Genomic DNA, 16,643 nt, shown 5'->3' with positions numbered 1-16,643 from the left:
TTCTAGCTGTACATAATCTTTGACTATCCTACACGATTTGTACTTTTACCGCAAGCCAATTTCTGTCTTACGAACCAGGTCCGAGAATACCTTTAGACGCCAACACCCAATAGACAACGCCCCACAACAAAATAAAAGTTGAAATGGACCCTAGTAATACCCACTTATTTTTCCTCAAATTTACTCACCCTTTTTTAAAGTTAGCGGGAGATCATTTTGCACAATATCTTCATAACTTTCGCGGCGAATAGCTAGTTGATGCTGTCCGTTCTCTACAAATACAACAGCAGGTCTTGGAACACGATTATAGTTACTAGCCATTGAATAACCATATGCACCCGTACAGAAAATGGCTAAAACATCGCCTGAAGCAGCATCTTGTAGTTTAGCATCAATAATTAATTTATCGCCAGATTCACATAATTTACCAGCAACTGTATATAGTTCATTTTTCGGCTTATTCGCTTTACTTGCAATGACTGCCTCATACTTAGCGTCGTATAATGCTGGGCGGATGTTATCACTCATACCACCATCAACAGCAATATATTTGCGCACATCTGGTACTGTTTTTTGTGATCCGATTGTATAAAGAGATGTTCCTGCATCACCTACAAGTGATCGACCTGGTTCAATCCAAATTTCTGGCATCTTCAGCCCAAGTACAGTTGCTTTATTTTTTACAACTGTAATCATATCTTCTACATACACTTGTGGTTCTAATGGTGCATCTTCTTCAGTATAACGAATACCAAAGCCCCCACCTAAGTTTAACACAGTACACGTAAATTCGTGAGTCTTGTTCCAGTCAGAAATTTTGTCAATCAACTTTTCTCCTGCTAAACCAAAGCCAGCGGTGTCAAAAATTTGCGAGCCAATATGGCAATGTAAGCCCAATAGCTCTAGGAATGCATGGTTAAATGTTTGTTGGAAAGCTTCATCTGCTTGACCATTGTTTAAGTCAAAGCCAAATTTTGAATCTGCTTGACCTGTCGTAATGAAATCATGCGTATGTGCTTCAACACCTGGTGTAACACGTAATAAAATACGCATTTTTTGCTGACGGCGCTCCGAAATTTCTTTTAAAAGCTGTATTTCATAGAAGTTATCTACAACAATACATCCAATATTGGAGTCAAAAGCTAGCTCTATTTCAGCAATGCTTTTATTATTGCCATGGAAATGGATGCGCTCTGCGGGGAATCCTGCCTTTAAAGCTGTATATAATTCTCCACCTGATACAACATCCAATGATAAATTTTCTTCTGCTGCTAATTGATACACCGCTACACATGCAAATGCTTTTGAAGCATAGGCTACTTCTGCTTTTACGCCTAGCTTTTTAAACGTATCGATAAAGCTACGTGCACGTTTACGAATAAGTGCAGTATCATACACGAAAAGTGGTGTACCATACTCTTTTGCTAGCTCTAGTGTGTCTATCTGTCCAATTGTTAAATGACCGTCTTCAGAAATTGCTTGTGTTCCATATAAATGCATGTGCATCTCTCCCTTTTCACATCGTTCCATTTTGTTATTTTTACGTTTTGATAGCGAGATCGATCCTTTTCAAATAGATGCATCTCATCAAGAAATTATTTCCATCAAGTATGAAAAGGCAAATGTATAAATTAGCTTTTTCTTGAATGAAAATAATTTTTGCAAAAATCACAAAATACTATATGTGAACTTTATCACATGAAAAAAACGAGTGCAACGGCTCCTATGATCTTTTTCGCTGTTTGGAAGCGACTACATAAGGTCTTAATGCATCCGAAGTCATCGGGAAACGAATAAGGACACGAAGCATCGCCTTTGGAAAGAATGGCACAAGAGGCCATAAATAAGGCGCCTGCATTGGTCGCAATGAACATAAATACGTAAACAATAAAAATATGCCAATAAATAATCCATTAGCACCCCAAAGCCCCGTCATGATTAATAGCAATAATCTAAAAATCTTAATGGAGATACTGAGCTCATAGGACGGAATAATAAAGATGAGTATAGCTGCAACTGCTGTATAGAGGACAACTTCCGCAGAGAATAATCCAACATCAATGGCAATTTGACCAATGATTACCCCCGCAACCAAACCCATGGCAGTAGATAGTGGTGACGGAGTATGAATGGCGGCCATCCTCAAAAACTCAATACCAATATCTGCAATAAGGATTTGCAGTAATAATGGTACGTGCGATTTTTCCTCTGTACCTAAAAAGGATAAGGCATCCGGAAGTAATGATTCGTTTGTTGCAAAGACATACCATAATGGTAATAAAAGCAATCCCATTACGGAGCCAAAATACCGCATAAAACGCACAAACGTCCCAACTGTTGGCGCCTGTCTATATTCCTCCGCATGCTGTAATAAATGAAACACGGTAACAGGCACGAGAATAACCGATGGAGAAGTATCTACAAGGATAGCTATATGCCCTTCAAGTAGATGAGCTGCAGTAATATCTGGTCTTTCCGTATAACGTACAAATGGAACCGGATGGAACTTTTGTTTGAAAAGCCATTCTTCTAATGATTTATCGGCCATCGTCAAGCCATCGTGATTAATTTGTCCAAGGCGCTTTCGTAAACTTTCGAGCATATCTTCATTGGCAACATCTTTCATAAATGTGATTGCCACGTCGGTTTGACCGATTTTGGATATTTTATGTAGCTCGAAACGTAAATTACTATTGCGAATTCGCCTACGGATTAAAGCTGTATTTTGAGAAATCGACTCTGTAAAACCATCCCTTGAACCACGTATAACTTTTTCATTATCAGGTTCTTCTGGCGAACGACCTGGGTAGTTTCTTAGCTCCCCAACGTAGCAGAAACCACTTTTAGTAATAAAGGTTACTTGCCCACTTAAAATTGCTAATAAATAGGCTTTTCGTTCTGTTTCCTCTGAACGTCCATGAAAATTAAAATAGGACTCAAAATACGCTTTCTCATCCTCAACATCAATTTCAATATCCTCATCAGGGAGCATGTTAGAAAGTAATTGCGTTAAGGCTTCTCCGTCCACAAGCCCGCTAATATATGCACAAAGGACCGGCAAATCTTTGACATATAAGTGTTTGATACCAACGTCAAATGATTCGCCGTCACCAAAATGTTCTATAAGAAAATCTTCGGCTTCTTCTAAGCTGTTAAATAATTTATTTGTCATGCTGTCACCATTTTCTTAGATGTCTTTTTTTACTGGTTCTTCGCTCTCGACTGTAGCACTTGTAGCCATCCAACTTTTCAGCTGGGCAAGGATTTTTTTCTCTAAACGAGATACTTGCACTTGGGATATTCCCAACCTATTCGCAATTTCTGTTTGCGTGCAATCTGAAAAATAACGTAAATAAATGATAGACTGCTCCCTCGGTTCAAGTCTCGTCAGTACTTCTTTCAGTGGGATATAATCAAATGGCTGCTCAGATTTTTCATCCTTCATTTGATCCATTAATGTAATGGAATCCCCTTCACTTTCATACAATTGCTCATGTAGAGATGCTGGATCTCTCAATGCATCTGATGCTGTGACAATTTCCTCCGTTGTCACACCTAGCACCTGAGCAAGTTCTTGAATGGTTGGTGGATGTTCGTTCTTTTTAATAAATTCATCAGTAGCATGACGGATTTTAAAATTCAGCTCACGAATAGAACGACTCACCTTCACCATGCCATCATCTCTTAAAAAGCGTTGAATTTCACCAATGATCATTGGTACAGCATAGGTTGAAAATTTTACATCATATGTTAAATCGAATTTATCCACAGATTTCATGAGCCCTATGCAGCCAATCTGGAATAAATCCTCGAGCTCAACACCTCTCGTTGTAAAACGTTGAACAATGGACCACACAAGCCTCGTATTGCCTTCTACCATTCGTTTACGAGCCTCGTGATCGCCCTGCTGTGCGCGTGCTATTAAATCACGCATTTCCTCCTGAGACAATAGCTTATCGGACGACTGTTCTAACGGCTTCACGGTCTCAACCTCACATTACCGCTGTGCGAACTGTGTAAAATTTCTTCGTAAACGTTACAGTTGTTCCTTCTTGCCATTTAGACATAACTGTCAGCTGATCAGAAAAACTATCCATAATCGTGAAGCCCATACCCGAACGCTCCATAGCACTTTTTGTTGTAAATAACGGCTCCATTGCTCGGCTAACGTCCTCAATCCCTACACCTTTATCCATGACAGATACCGTTACAATATCATCCTCACGTTTCGCATGAACTGTAACAACACCCTTACCATTTTCTTCATAGCCATGAATAATGGCATTGGAAACCGCTTCTGAGACAACTGTTTTAAATTCTGATAGCTCATCAATAGTTGGATCTAATTGTGCAATAAAGCCTGTGACAGCCACACGCGCTAAGGCTTCATTTTCACTAAGTGCTAAAAAAGTTAATGTCATTTCGTTATCCATTTACAATCCCCCTTACGCGATCAATCGCTTGTTCCTCTGTTGCATCCATCATCCATGGCCCTAATCCTGAAAATTGAAATACTTTTCGCATTGTTGGCGATGGATTCAATAAAATAGTTCGCCCAGCAACTGCTTCTAACTCACGCATACGACCAAGCACTAAGCCAACTCCTGAACTATCCATAAAAGATAGCCCTTGTAAGTTCCATATGATGGTCGTCACAGTGCCTTGAAAAATTGCTGCAGAAATTTTCGCTCGAATTTGTTCTACTGCATGATGATCGAGCTCCCCAAACAAACGTATAACGACTGTCTCTCTTGTGACCATTTCTAATTGATAATGCATGAACATCGCCTCCTCCTCGTGCAATTCCACATTCCTTACGGTGAATCCTTGCGGCTGACAGAACTAGTGCAAAGTCTTCCGAAATAGTGTCTAATCGACATACTTATAGCTTTTTAGGTTAAGTGCAGTATGGGATAATTCAACATTTTCTAAACGCAATTGATTCCTAAAGTTTGATTGTTTCAATCATCACTTTTGATTTTCTATCCTTTTGTTTTATGGGCCTATCTGTCACTTTGATTGTTCTATCCATAGAACGACAAAAAAGCGAGAGCTCTCTTAAAGTGAGAGCTCTCGCTAACGAACGTTTATGCAATTGTATAAGCCTTCTGTACTTTTTTGATTGTATCTTCAGCAATTGGATTATTTGAATATAAATAAGCTATTGTATCGCCATTATTTACATGGTCACCCTTTTTAGCAATCAGCTGAATACCTGCATCATAATCAAGTTCCGATTCTTTCGTTAAACGTCCAGCACCTAGACTAACGCTAGCTTCGCCAACTAATAATGCATTGATTGTTTCCACAGTGCCCTGTTTTACTGCCGTCACTGCTACTTTATGAGCTGTTTCATTTTGTACAATATCAGTGGCAACTCCACCTTGCGCAACAATAAACTCCTCAAATTTTGCAGCTGCAGAACCATCTGCAAGCACTCGCTTAACAGCAGCAGTTGCTTCTGTTTCATTCACGCCAGCGGCAACCTGATACATTAAGGAAGCAATCACAACACATTCAGCCAATAAATCCTCATGTGTTTCTTCTAAACGACCACTTAATAATGCATAAGCTTCCACTACTTCGAGCTTATTACCAATCATTTTGCCTAATGGATTATCCATATCGCTAATATGTGCAACAACTTTACGTCCAAGTTTTTCTCCAATGGCCGTCATTGTATCCGCTAATAGCTGGGCTTCTTCTTGCGTCTTCATAAACGCACCAGAACCACACTTTACATCTAGGACAATACCATCGGCACCACTTGCGATTTTTTTACTCATAATGGAGGCAGCGATTAATGGAATAGAATCGACAGTCCCTGTTACATCACGTAATGCATATAACTTTTTGTCAGCTGGTACAAGATTACCTGTTTGTCCTGCAACTGCAATTTTATGAGTATTGACATTATCGATAAATTCTTGTGATGAAAGCTCGGTTTTGAAGCCTTGAATCGATTCTAATTTATCGATTGTTCCTCCGGTAATACCTAAACCTTTACCACTAAATTTCGCTACTGGAATCCCTAGAGAAGCAATAATTGGTGTTACAACAAGTGTTACCTTGTCACCAACACCTCCTGTAGAGTGTTTATCAATTTTAAAGCCTTCAATAGACGTTAAATCAATGACATCACCTGATTCGATCATTGCCTTTGTTAAATAAAATGTTTCTTCATCAGACATACCTAGTAGGCGAATCGCCATTAGAAGTGAACTTGCTTGATAATCCGGGATTGAACCTGTCGTATAGCCTTCGACAAAATATTGAATTTCAGCTTGAGATAGCTCCAACCCTTGTTTTTTCTTTTCAAACAATTGAACCATATTCATACGAAAAACCTCCTTATTTCAAATCAGGTAAGAAACTTTTGCCAAATGGTGGTGCTTCTACATTAAAGTTTTCAGCAACTGTCGCTGCAATATCCGCAAAAGTTACACGAAGTGCAAGTTCAGCTCCACCATCGAAACGCGGAGAGTAGACAATTAATGGAACATATTCTCGTGTATGATCCGTACCATGGAAGGTTGGATCATTTCCATGGTCTGCTGTAATAATTAATAAATCGTCTTCTGACATAGCATCCGTAATTTCTGGTAGTCGTGCATCAAATTCTTGTAATGCCTGTCCGTAACCTAATGGATCACGACGATGACCAAAATTGGCATCAAAGTCTACTAAATTTAAAAAGCTCATACCACGGAAGTCACGTCTTACAACTTCAGCAAACTTATCCATACCATCCATATTATTTTTTGTACGTACTGCATCCGTGACACCTTCACCGTTGAAAATATCAGAGATTTTTCCAATAGCAATTACATCTAAACCAGCGTCCTTCATAACATTCATCGTTGTACGACCAAATGGTTTTAATGCATAGTCATGACGATTGGACGTACGAGTGAAATTTCCTGGCGTCCCAACAAATGGACGTGCGATTACGCGCCCCACTAAAAATTCAGGCTGTAATGTTAATTCACGAGCTATTTCACAAATTTTATATATTTCTTCTAATGGAATGATTTCCTCATGTGCAGCAATTTGTAAAACTGGATCTGCTGATGTATAGACAATAATTGCACCAGTTTCCATATGCTCCTGACCGAAATCATCAATTACTTGTGTACCACTTGCTGGTTGATTGCAAAGCACTTTACGACCTGTACGTTTCTCTAGCTCTGTAATAAGCTCCGCAGGAAACCCTTCTGGATACACCTTAAACGGTTTATCGATATTTAACCCCATGATTTCCCAATGACCCGTCATCGTGTCTTTACCAACAGACGCTTCTTGCATTTTACCGAAGTATGCTTTTGGCTCATTAGTTGTTTGCATGCCTTGCAGTGGTTCAATATTCGCTAAACCAAAGGACTCCATTACTGGCATTGTAAGCCCATTCATTTTTTCAGCGATGTGTCCCAATGTATGTGCGCCAACATCACCAAAATCTGCTGCGTCTGGTGCTTCACCAATTCCTACGGAGTCCATGACAACGACATGGATTTTGTTAAACGGTTTATTCATAATGGTTGCCTCCTAATCTCATGACTCTATTTTACCAAAAAAACGCGAAAAATAAAGGTCAGACATCCGACTAAAATATAATATTTTCCTAATAGAAAAAATTTTAAGCACGTGGATGAAATTGCTTATAGACTTCAGATAATCTTGTTTTACTAATATGTGTATAAATTTGCGTTGTAGAAATGTCTGCATGTCCAAGCATCTCCTGCACCGCTCGTAAATCGGCTCCATTTTCGACCAAATGTGTGGCAAAAGAATGACGCAAAATATGGGGTGTTAATTCATGTTGGATGCCTGCCTTTAAAGCATGCTCCTTCATTAATTTCCAACAACCCTGCCTTGTTAAACGTTTCCCTCTTTGATTAATAAAAAACGCATCTGTTTTTGGATGCTTTCCTTGCAACTGACCACGAGCACCATTTAAATAGGCATTAATTGCGGAAAGCGCACTTTTGCCAAGTGGAATAATCCTTTCCTTGCCACCCTTCCCAAATACACGTACAAAGCCCATTGTTAAATGAATATCTGCTAGATCAAGTGCAATGAGCTCACTGATTCGCATGCCAGATCCATATAATAACTCTAGCATCGCTAGATCACGTATACCTTGTGGCTTACTTCGATTCGGAGCTGTCAGTAAAGCTTCAATTTCTTCGATAGATAGGATATTCGGCAACTTTTGCTCAATCGTTGGCATTTCCAAATGAACTGTCGGATCTGTTTCTGCACGTTTTTCTCGTAGTAAGAATTGATGGAAACTCCTAATGGAAGAGATATGACGAGCAACGGTACGGCTTGTCTTCCCTTGTGCACGTAATTGCTCTAAATGCCGCAATATAGTTGTTCGTTCTACTCGGCTAAAATCAGCCATCCCCTCAGCTTCCTTCAAGAAAAACACATAGCTTTCTAAGTCACGGCGATAGGATGCTAATGTATTAACAGATAATTGCCTTTCCACCTGTATAAAATGGATATAGTCCTCTACTGCATATTGAAACTCATTCATCACAACGCCCCCTCACTGTCAATTATTCTCTATTTTAGCACGGCCAGAAAAAATGTGCTAAAGCACCCTCCATTCGACATAATCCACCACAATGTCGTTGAAGCCATATGTTAAATCAATTACGTTTGTGTCCAGATTTTTTCGAGCTGAGGAGTAGCAGTTAACCTAAAATCGTCAGAAGACTCCCCTATAGAGTGCTCTTTTGCTGAATCAAAATAAAACAAAAAACTGCCCGATTCAATCTATACCAAAGATTAAAACAGACAGTTTTTCGTTATTTTTCTTCATTCGATTCGTCGTTTTTATCATGACAGCGCCAGCATATGCCGTGGAAAGTTAGTCGGTGATCTTTTATGATAAAGTTCCAACGTTTTTCAACAACGGCTTCCACATCTTCAAGCAAATCTTCTTGAATTTCATCTACAGCACCACATTCGATACAAACAAGATGATGGTGGAAATGGGCAGCTCCCTCTTGGCGTAGGTCATAGCGCGATACGCCATCGCCAAAGTTGATTTTGTCGACAATTTTGAGCTCCGTTAATAATTCTAACGTTCTATAAACAGTCGCTAGACCAATCTCTGGTGCCTTTTCTTTTACTAAAAGATACACATCTTCGGCACTCAGGTGATCCTCTTCGTGCTCAAGCAAGACAGCAACTGTCGCTTCTCGCTGCGGCGTCAGCTTGTAACTAGCACTATGCAACTGTTTTTTTATACGATCAATTCGGCTCTCCATGTGACGCCCCCCTAAACTCTTTCCATTATACCAAAGGAGTAAATCCTATTACAAGATAGTGAATAGATTTCTAACATGCTTCTACTTTTTCATCTGATCACAATTTCTGTCCATTCAATCCATCATTTTAACACATAAGAAATAACAATAAACTCAGCAACTATTATGATGAAAAATGCGATAAAATTCAACAAAATTGTCCGACCAGATACTTGTTTCCCGATTTTTCGCTTTGACCAAGCGGGTACAAGTAAATTGCATAGGACTAGCAACAATATACAATAGATGAGCTGAAATGGAAACCACCAAATCGTATAAAGCCAAAAAGCTTCAAGTTTTTGTAATAAAAAAACTGAACTAAAGCCAAAAAAAGTGGCACGTATGGCTACTGTCACACGCACTAAAACTTTTAAAACGCTATGTGTTGCTAGTAATAATACAAGACCTATGGAAATGGCGACAGGCAGTACTAAACGAAAAATGGATTGCCTGTCCCCATCTACTAATCGAGGCTCTATAAATAAAATAAATGGTTCCGCTTTCGGTCCACCAATAATATGAAAGAAAATAACGCCACAAACAAAACTTACTGCGATGATGGAAGCGTGATAAAATATAGACACCGTACGAGACATAAACATGCTCCTTTTCTATCAAGGTTTGTACAGCTTATGCTCGTCCGTCTCTATTATGCTAAAAGATTATTTTCTAAATTTGCCGCAAGCCAGAGTACTGCAAATGCTGTTTTAGCATCATATATACGCTGATCTGCTATCATTAATTGTGCCTCTTCCAACGAAACTTCTAATAGTTCGACAAATTCATCTTCATCTAAATCTGCTTTATTGTCAATTTTATATAATCCCTTTGCCACAAACAGATGAATAACCTCATCCGCAAAGCCTGGTGAAGTTGCAAAAGTTTGTAAAAAAGTAAGACTTTGCGCTCCGTAGCCCGTCTCTTCCTCTAATTCACGGCGTGCTGTCATCACTGGCTCCTCACCAGGTTCAAGTTTTCCTGCTGGAATTTCTATAATTGAACGTTCAAGCGCTTTACGATATTGTTCTACCAATACTAGTTTACCCTCGGCAGTAACGGCAATGACTGCTACGGCACCTGGATGCTTAATAATTTCACGTTTCGCAACCTGACCATTTGGTAAAGTTACATCATCAATTTGTAGTTTTATTATTCTTCCGTCATAGATCGGTGTCGTTTTAGTTGTTTTTTCCTCAAACTTTTTCATTGACGATAACCTCGCTTGTTCTTCAGATATGTTCATTGTACCATTACAAGTAGAGAAATCGAAGGAGGTTGATCGCATGAAAAAAAGACAGCTTGGCACAAGTGATTTGTTTATTTCAGAGATTAGTTTAGGAGGCATGTCTCTTTCGACTGATAAAAAGCAAGCAGCTGCAATTGTCGATATGGCCTTAGATGCAGGCATTAATTATATTGATACAGCTGATTTATATGATTTTGGAACGAATGAGGAAATCATTGGAGCAACGCTAGGAAAACGCCGGCATGATGTAGTGCTAGCTACAAAAGTAGGTAATCGTTGGACAGAAGGTGTCGATGGCTGGCATTGGGATGCATCCCCATCCTATATAAAAGATGCTATCCATGCTAGCTTAAAACGTTTAGGTACTGACTACATTGATGTCTATCAGTTACACGGAGGTACAATCGAGGATGACTGGGATGGAATCATCAACACATTTGAAGGATTGAAAAAAGACGGGCTCATCCGGGAATATGGCATTTCCTCCATTCGACCAAACGTGTTACAACGTTTTTTACCCGCAAGTTCAGCTAAAAGTGTCATGATGCAATATAGCGCCTTAGATCGCCGGCCTGAAGAATGGTTTGAGTTTATTGCGAATGAAGGTGCTTCTGTTGTAACACGTGGCACAGTCGCGAAGGGCTTACTAACGAAAAACTGGCAACAACGACTTCAGCATGTTAATGGGTTCAACACGTATACAGCACAAGATTTAACTACAACATTAACAAACTTAGCTTTTCAATATGATGATTTACACGCACTGGCTATCGCTTTTAATCTAAAAGAGCCTACCATCGCTTCAACTGTAATTGGCACAAGCTCACAACAACAGCTAGCACAAACGCTTGCAGCCTACGAGAAAATAGATTCAATAACAGATTTTAATATAGTCAATAAACTGACAAAAAATGAGCAGTATCAAGAACACCGATGAAAAAATGGCTAATCTTCATCATCTGTTTAGTTGTGCTGGTGATTTCCTCTAGCATGACCTATGAACAACAAAGTATACTTCCAAAATTAGAAGATTTACTGTCCCACAAACCTTTTGAAGAACAACTAGCCGTTTTAAAAATCCCTTATTGGGGTACGATTGTATCAGTTGAAGAACGTGGTTATTTTCCTTTTGTAGAGTTTTTAATCCGTAAATTAACACATTTTATTGGGTTTGGATGTATTGCACTTGGTCTGTATTTTGCATGGGGAAAACGTCATTTCGCAGTAAGTATTGCCATTGGTGGAACAGCAGTTATCGCTATACTTGATGAATTTCGTCAGAGCTTTACACCAGGTCGCACAATGAGCGGTCAAGATGTGCTTGTCGATACAGCTGGGGCCATTGTTTTTGTTGGAGCTGTTGCAGTGCTGAGAAAAATGCTTAAAAATAAAAGACAAAAGGCACTCTAATAGCCTTTTGTCTTTCCATGTTGTTGAAAAAATAATGTCACTAGTAGAAAGACCTTTTGGCAAGGCGATGGCGATGGTTGATTTCCGCTCCACCAGCATCCTTTCAATGGAGGCCGATGAACAGCTTCACTCACTCCGTTCGCTTCAATTTGTCATTTCCTTGTCCTTCATTCTAGCAGTTGTGAACAACATAGCCCTTTATTTCTATTTTTAGTAAAAAGTTACGCTCTTATTTTCAATGTGGGGAAGTGATTAGTCACAGCAACCATCAATAAAACGAGTAGTAAATACCTTCATTTTATTTGTAGAACCTTTGCAAAAGCCTTTTTACCTTAGTCTATTTCAAAGTTGGAACCTCCAAAAATAGAGGGAGTTTGTTTCTTTATACAAGGCAGCTCCTGCTTTTTCTAAAACTCGATGGGATGCCACATTATCATTTTCGGTATCTGCAATTACGTATTTTACATTTGGCTGATGAAGTAACCAGTTTTTAAGAGCTATAATTGATTCTGTCATATAGCCCTGCCCCTGATAATGAGGAAAAGTATAATACCCGATTACAACTTCACCTTGCTCATTTGGAATACCTTTAAGCATTATGCCACCAACAGCACAATTTTTTTCTTTTAATACAAGTAACCAATTCGTATGCCACAGATAGTTTTGCTCATCTTCTAATACTTTGGAAAGTCTAAAATACAATGCTTGTTTAAGCTCGCAGTCTAAACTCCCTTCACTCTTACTTAACGATAAATCCTTTGCCATTTGTTCCTCATGCTCTATTAGTAATTCTAAATACTTGGCGTTTAAAGGTATTAATCTTACTCTTTCTGTCTGTAATTCTACCATGTTGTTCTCCTAACATAATTTAATTAATACTAAACTACAATTAGGTATATGTTATTGGCAGCGTCTCCCGTTCCATTAATTTCAAAAATCTCTCTTTGTATATCGACTATTACTACATAATTTAAATGCTATAAAAGAAAAAACAGTGAACCCACCTGTGTGAATTCACTGTTTTATTCTTAAAATTTAGAGCCTTTATCGCCGTATTCGTTCAGTAGTTCTTCAAACGATTTATTTTTTTCACGTTGTTTGCGCTCAAAAGCTAGCTTTGCTTGGCGTTCTTCTTCTGCTGCCTGTTCTTTAGCTGTTAAATCTTGCTTAGCTGCTTTTAATTTTGCTAACACATCGCCACCTAGCTGATCCGCTAATGTGACAGCCTCTTGCTTTGGCAAGCTAGCTGTCATGCTATTGCCTGCATGTTGTTGCTGTTTTCTTTTCTTTCCCATTACATTCACCTTCTTATTGACATCAAGGGCGCTTGACAACCGTTGCTACGCCTTGTCCACCACCGATACATAATGTTGCTAAGCCCATTTTTGCATCACGTTTTTCCATCTCATGTAACAGCGTCACTAAAATACGAGCACCGCTTGCACCGATTGGGTGACCAAGAGCAATTGCCCCCCCGTTAACATTTAGTTTATCATGATTAAAGCTTAATTCACGATCTACAGCTATCGATTGTGCTGCAAATGCTTCATTTGCTTCAATTAAATCGATATCTTCTAAAGTTGTCTCTGCTTTTGTCAGTGCTTTTTTGACTGCTGTGACAGGACCTGTTCCCATAATGGCAGGATCAACACCAGCGCTAGCATTAGCTGTAATACTTGCCATTGGTCGAATACCTAGCTCTTGTGCTTTTTCCTTTGACATCACTACAACCGCCGCAGCTCCATCATTAATGCCAGATGCATTCGCTGCTGTTACAGAGCCATCCTTTTTGAATGCTGAACGTAGCTTTGCTAATGACTCCGCAGTCACGCCTGCTCGTGGGAATTCATCTTTATCAAAATAAATAGACTCTCCCTTACGCTGTGGAATCTCTACAGCGACGATTTCATCTTCAAACTTACCAGCTGTCATTGCTGCCTCTGCCCGTTGCTGAGAACGAGCTGCGAAGGCATCTTGCTCTTCTCGTGAAATTTGATATTTATCACATAAATTTTCTGCTGTAATCCCCATATGGTAATCATTAAAAGCACACCATAGGCCATCATGAATCATTGTATCCACTACTTTTTGATCGCCCATACGGAAGCCCTCTCGCGCATTTTTTAAGACATAAGGCGCTTGGCTCATATTTTCAAAACCACCTGCAACAATAATATCGGCATCACCAGCTAAAATTGCCTGTGTTGCTAAATGAACTGCCTTTAAACCAGATCCACATACTTTATTAACTGTAAAAGCAGAGACCTCATGTGGTAAACCAGCCTTTATTGCTGCCTGTCGAGCTGGATTTTGTCCAAGCCCTGCCGATAAGACATTCCCCATAATGACCTCATCAACGTGTTCCCCTGCTACCCCTGCACGTGTTAATGCCTCTTTAATAACAATACTACCTAAAGTTGTTGCTGGTACATCTTTCAATGACCCTTGGAATGAGCCAATGGCTGTCCGTACAGCACTTACTATTACTACCTCGTTTGACATAATCATTCTCCCCTTTTCCCCGTTCAAAAATCAACACTGCATGCATATGCTACTAGCAGATATGTATATTTTAACAAATATTTTGACGATTTTCGATAATAGAAATAATCGCAGTTTTGCCAAAGTTATTGTAAAATGTTGACGTGTTTTAAACAATCTTAGTTGGGAACATTACAAATAAGAAACAGCATGTGGAGGTGTTTAATGATGAAAAAAAAGAAGATGCTTTTATTCTCTGGTATTACAACAACGCTGGCCGCAGCTGCAACAGGTCTGTTTGGCTTCGCGCTTTCCAATAAATTAATGTATATTCAGCAAAAAGATCCTGAGTTTGTTCGTGAACGTGAAACGACAGCAAAGCGCTTTGACGAAGCTTGGTACAATAAAAATCTGAAATCTGAACTAAATGTTGATTCGCCAAATGGCTATACAATTCGAGGAATTATGTTTCAGCCATTGCAAACGAATAACACAATCATCATTTGTCATGGGGTTACCGAAAATAAAATAAATTCTGTGAAATATGCCCGATTATTTGAAAGACTTGGTTATAATTCAGTTATTTTTGACCATCGTCGTCACGGAGAATCTGGTGGCAAAACAACTAGCTACGGCTACTATGAGAAAAACGATCTTGATGCGGTAGTGAAAACAGTGAAAGCTATGATTGGCGAAGATGCTATTCTTGGGATTCACGGTGAATCCATGGGTGCGGCAACGATGTTACTCTATGCAGGAACCGTAGAAGATGGTGCTGATTTTTATATTTCAGATTGTGCATTCTCCGACTTTTCGATGCTACTCAAGCAAATCGCTAAAACAGAATTTAAATATGGTTCCATTATTCCTATTCGTTTTGCTGATTTCTTTGTACGCCTTCGAGATGGCTACTCTTTTAAAAGTGTAACACCTGCTGAAGCAGCGACACGTATTGAAAAACCCGTTCTCTTTATCCATAGTATTCCCGATACGTTTATTCCAGCGTCCATGTCGCTAGATTTGTACAACAAAAAAGCAGGTCCTAAAAAATTAAAACTATTTGAAACTGGCGCACATGCACAATCCTTTAATGAAAATATGGATGAATATGAAGATTTAATTCATGATTTTCTAGAAAATTTTATTTATCAAAAAATAAATCGGGATTCTTCCTCCTCCAATGTTATTCCATTCCATTTTTAACACAAATGAAAACCTTGCTGATTTAATCACGCAAGGTTTTTAAAATTTAATTTATTTATTCTTCGAACACGATATGCCATTCATCACGTTTTGCTAAAAATTCTTTAGCTAATGCTTGTGCCCCTTCCAAGCTATGGCTAGCAGCCCAGCCACATTGCACCTCATTACATGCAGGCACAGCAGTTGCATTCGTCACATCAGTAAATGTTTTCTCTAAAATGGTTAATAGATCCTCATAATCATTGTGATTAATAAGTGATACATAAAAGCCTGTTTGGCAACCCATAGGACTGAAATCAACAATATGGTCAGAGTGATTGCGGATAATGTCAGCTGATAAATGCTCTAAAGAATGTAAAGCAGGCATCTCCATATGCTCTTTATTTGGCTGTTTAAAGCGAATATCATATTTATACACTTCGTCACCATTTTTCCCAGTTTTAACACCCGCTAAACGAACATATGGCGCCTTTACTTTTGTATGATCCAGATCAAAACTTTCTACATTTGTCTTTTCTTTTTGCAAAATACACAACCCCTTTCCGTATGGTAACTCTATTATACATAGTTTCCCGATAGAATTGTATGATTTTTAAGAATTATTTAAATGCTGTAAAAAATACAAAAAAAACAACTAGTTATGTTTGAACTAGTTGCTCTCATCATTCCAATTACTTTTGGAATTTATTCATTTGTGCCATCATTTGACGTACTTGCTTTTCAGACGGCGTACGACCCATTTGTGCCATCATCATACGAATCATTTGCTCATTAATAGGTGGGTTTTCTTTTAAATATTTCATCATAGCTTGACGAGCGAAATAGAAACCAAGTGCCGCGCCCGCTGCTAATGCGATAATTACGATAATAATCCAGCCCCATGTAGGCATACAACCAACCTCCTCCACTACAATATACCGAGAAAAAACTCTCCACGCTCCATTATACACCAAATGATAGCGTGTTACTATATATTGTAGTGAATT

Annotated in this window: 19 protein-coding genes; 3 read left to right on the top strand and 16 right to left on the bottom strand. The window is 38.9% G+C overall.

The window, feature by feature from the left end; translation table 11 throughout:
* Positions 1-180: 180 nt before the first annotated feature.
* The 11 genes from lysA to GJU32_RS02715 all read right to left on the bottom strand — a co-directional run bounded on the left by lysA (position 181) and on the right by GJU32_RS02715 (position 10,524).
* A complete protein-coding gene (lysA, locus tag GJU32_RS02765; protein WP_155590403.1) occupies positions 181-1,500 on the bottom strand; it encodes a diaminopimelate decarboxylase in 1,320 nt (439 codons plus the stop codon).
* A 223-nt stretch (positions 1,501-1,723) separates the two neighbouring features.
* A complete protein-coding gene (locus GJU32_RS02760; RefSeq protein ID WP_155590402.1) occupies positions 1,724-3,172 on the bottom strand; it encodes a spore germination protein in 1,449 nt (482 codons plus the stop codon).
* A 15-nt stretch (positions 3,173-3,187) separates the two neighbouring features.
* Complete coding sequence (sigF, locus tag GJU32_RS02755) at positions 3,188-3,934, bottom strand: RNA polymerase sporulation sigma factor SigF (RefSeq protein WP_420798365.1); 747 nt, start codon at positions 3,932-3,934, stop codon at positions 3,188-3,190.
* Positions 3,935-3,992: 58 nt separating this feature from the next.
* Positions 3,993-4,433, bottom strand: coding sequence for an anti-sigma F factor (spoIIAB, locus tag GJU32_RS02750; RefSeq protein WP_155590400.1), 441 nt, complete (start codon positions 4,431-4,433; stop codon positions 3,993-3,995).
* Entirely contained in the window at positions 4,426-4,779 is a 354-nt protein-coding gene (gene spoIIAA / locus GJU32_RS02745) for an anti-sigma F factor antagonist (protein ID WP_155590399.1), read from the bottom strand. Before spoIIAA ends, spoIIAB begins: the two co-directional genes overlap by 8 nt.
* Positions 4,780-5,087: 308 nt before the next feature.
* Entirely contained in the window at positions 5,088-6,338 is a 1,251-nt protein-coding gene (locus GJU32_RS02740) for a thymidine phosphorylase (protein WP_155590398.1), read from the bottom strand.
* 13 nt (positions 6,339-6,351) lie between these two features.
* Complete coding sequence (gene deoB / locus GJU32_RS02735) at positions 6,352-7,533, bottom strand: phosphopentomutase (protein WP_155590397.1); 1,182 nt, start codon at positions 7,531-7,533, stop codon at positions 6,352-6,354.
* Between the two features lie 103 nt (positions 7,534-7,636).
* Complete coding sequence (gene xerD, locus GJU32_RS02730; protein ID WP_155590396.1) at positions 7,637-8,539, bottom strand: site-specific tyrosine recombinase XerD; 903 nt, start codon at positions 8,537-8,539, stop codon at positions 7,637-7,639.
* 274 nt (positions 8,540-8,813) lie between these two features.
* Positions 8,814-9,278: a ferric iron uptake transcriptional regulator gene (gene fur / locus GJU32_RS02725; RefSeq protein ID WP_004232171.1), complete on the bottom strand. Its 465-nt coding sequence runs from the start codon at positions 9,276-9,278 to the stop codon at positions 8,814-8,816.
* Positions 9,279-9,400: 122 nt separating this feature from the next.
* Positions 9,401-9,913 (bottom strand): hypothetical protein, encoded by a 513-nt coding sequence (locus GJU32_RS02720; protein WP_155590395.1) that lies wholly within the window; start codon positions 9,911-9,913, stop codon positions 9,401-9,403.
* Between the two features lie 53 nt (positions 9,914-9,966).
* A complete protein-coding gene (locus GJU32_RS02715) occupies positions 9,967-10,524 on the bottom strand; it encodes an NUDIX domain-containing protein (protein WP_155590394.1) in 558 nt (185 codons plus the stop codon).
* A gap of 76 nt (positions 10,525-10,600) precedes the next feature.
* Between GJU32_RS02715 and GJU32_RS02710 the strand changes: the two genes are divergently transcribed.
* Both GJU32_RS02710 and GJU32_RS02705 read left to right on the top strand, forming a co-directional pair.
* A complete protein-coding gene (locus GJU32_RS02710; RefSeq protein WP_155590393.1) occupies positions 10,601-11,500 on the top strand; it encodes an aldo/keto reductase in 900 nt (299 codons plus the stop codon).
* Positions 11,497-11,973: a VanZ family protein gene (locus GJU32_RS02705; RefSeq protein WP_155590392.1), complete on the top strand. Its 477-nt coding sequence runs from the start codon at positions 11,497-11,499 to the stop codon at positions 11,971-11,973. The genes GJU32_RS02710 and GJU32_RS02705 overlap by 4 nt, the downstream gene beginning before the upstream one ends.
* 342 nt (positions 11,974-12,315) lie before the next feature.
* Here GJU32_RS02705 and GJU32_RS02700 read toward each other — a convergent pair whose 3' ends face one another.
* The 3 genes from GJU32_RS02700 to GJU32_RS02690 form a co-directional block, all read right to left on the bottom strand.
* Entirely contained in the window at positions 12,316-12,822 is a 507-nt protein-coding gene (locus GJU32_RS02700) for a GNAT family N-acetyltransferase (protein ID WP_155590391.1), read from the bottom strand.
* Between the two features lie 179 nt (positions 12,823-13,001).
* Positions 13,002-13,268: a YqkE family protein gene (locus GJU32_RS02695; RefSeq protein ID WP_155590390.1), complete on the bottom strand. Its 267-nt coding sequence runs from the start codon at positions 13,266-13,268 to the stop codon at positions 13,002-13,004.
* A gap of 22 nt (positions 13,269-13,290) precedes the next feature.
* Positions 13,291-14,475: an acetyl-CoA C-acetyltransferase gene (locus tag GJU32_RS02690; protein WP_196426562.1), complete on the bottom strand. Its 1,185-nt coding sequence runs from the start codon at positions 14,473-14,475 to the stop codon at positions 13,291-13,293.
* 207 nt (positions 14,476-14,682) lie between these two features.
* Between GJU32_RS02690 and GJU32_RS02685 the strand changes: the two genes are divergently transcribed.
* Entirely contained in the window at positions 14,683-15,657 is a 975-nt protein-coding gene (locus tag GJU32_RS02685; protein WP_155590389.1) for an alpha/beta hydrolase, read from the top strand.
* Positions 15,658-15,712: 55 nt separating this feature from the next.
* Here the strand turns inward: GJU32_RS02685 and GJU32_RS02680 are convergent, their stop codons facing one another.
* The gene (locus GJU32_RS02680) at positions 15,713-16,183 is read right to left on the bottom strand and encodes an S-ribosylhomocysteine lyase (protein ID WP_155590388.1); all 471 of its coding nucleotides are present in this window, start codon (positions 16,181-16,183) and stop codon (positions 15,713-15,715) included.
* A 145-nt stretch (positions 16,184-16,328) separates the two neighbouring features.
* Positions 16,329-16,547, bottom strand: a complete 219-nt coding sequence (locus GJU32_RS02675) for a YneF family protein (protein ID WP_004232154.1) — start codon at positions 16,545-16,547, stop codon at positions 16,329-16,331.
* Between the last annotated feature and the right edge of the window lie 96 nt (positions 16,548-16,643).

This window comes from Lysinibacillus cavernae, assembly GCF_009724685.1.
In the GTDB taxonomy this organism is placed as follows: Bacteria; Bacillota; Bacilli; order Bacillales_A; family Planococcaceae; genus Lysinibacillus; species Lysinibacillus cavernae.
The sequence above is the reverse complement of the archived record's forward strand: the minus strand, read 5'-3'. Positions and strand labels throughout refer to the sequence as shown.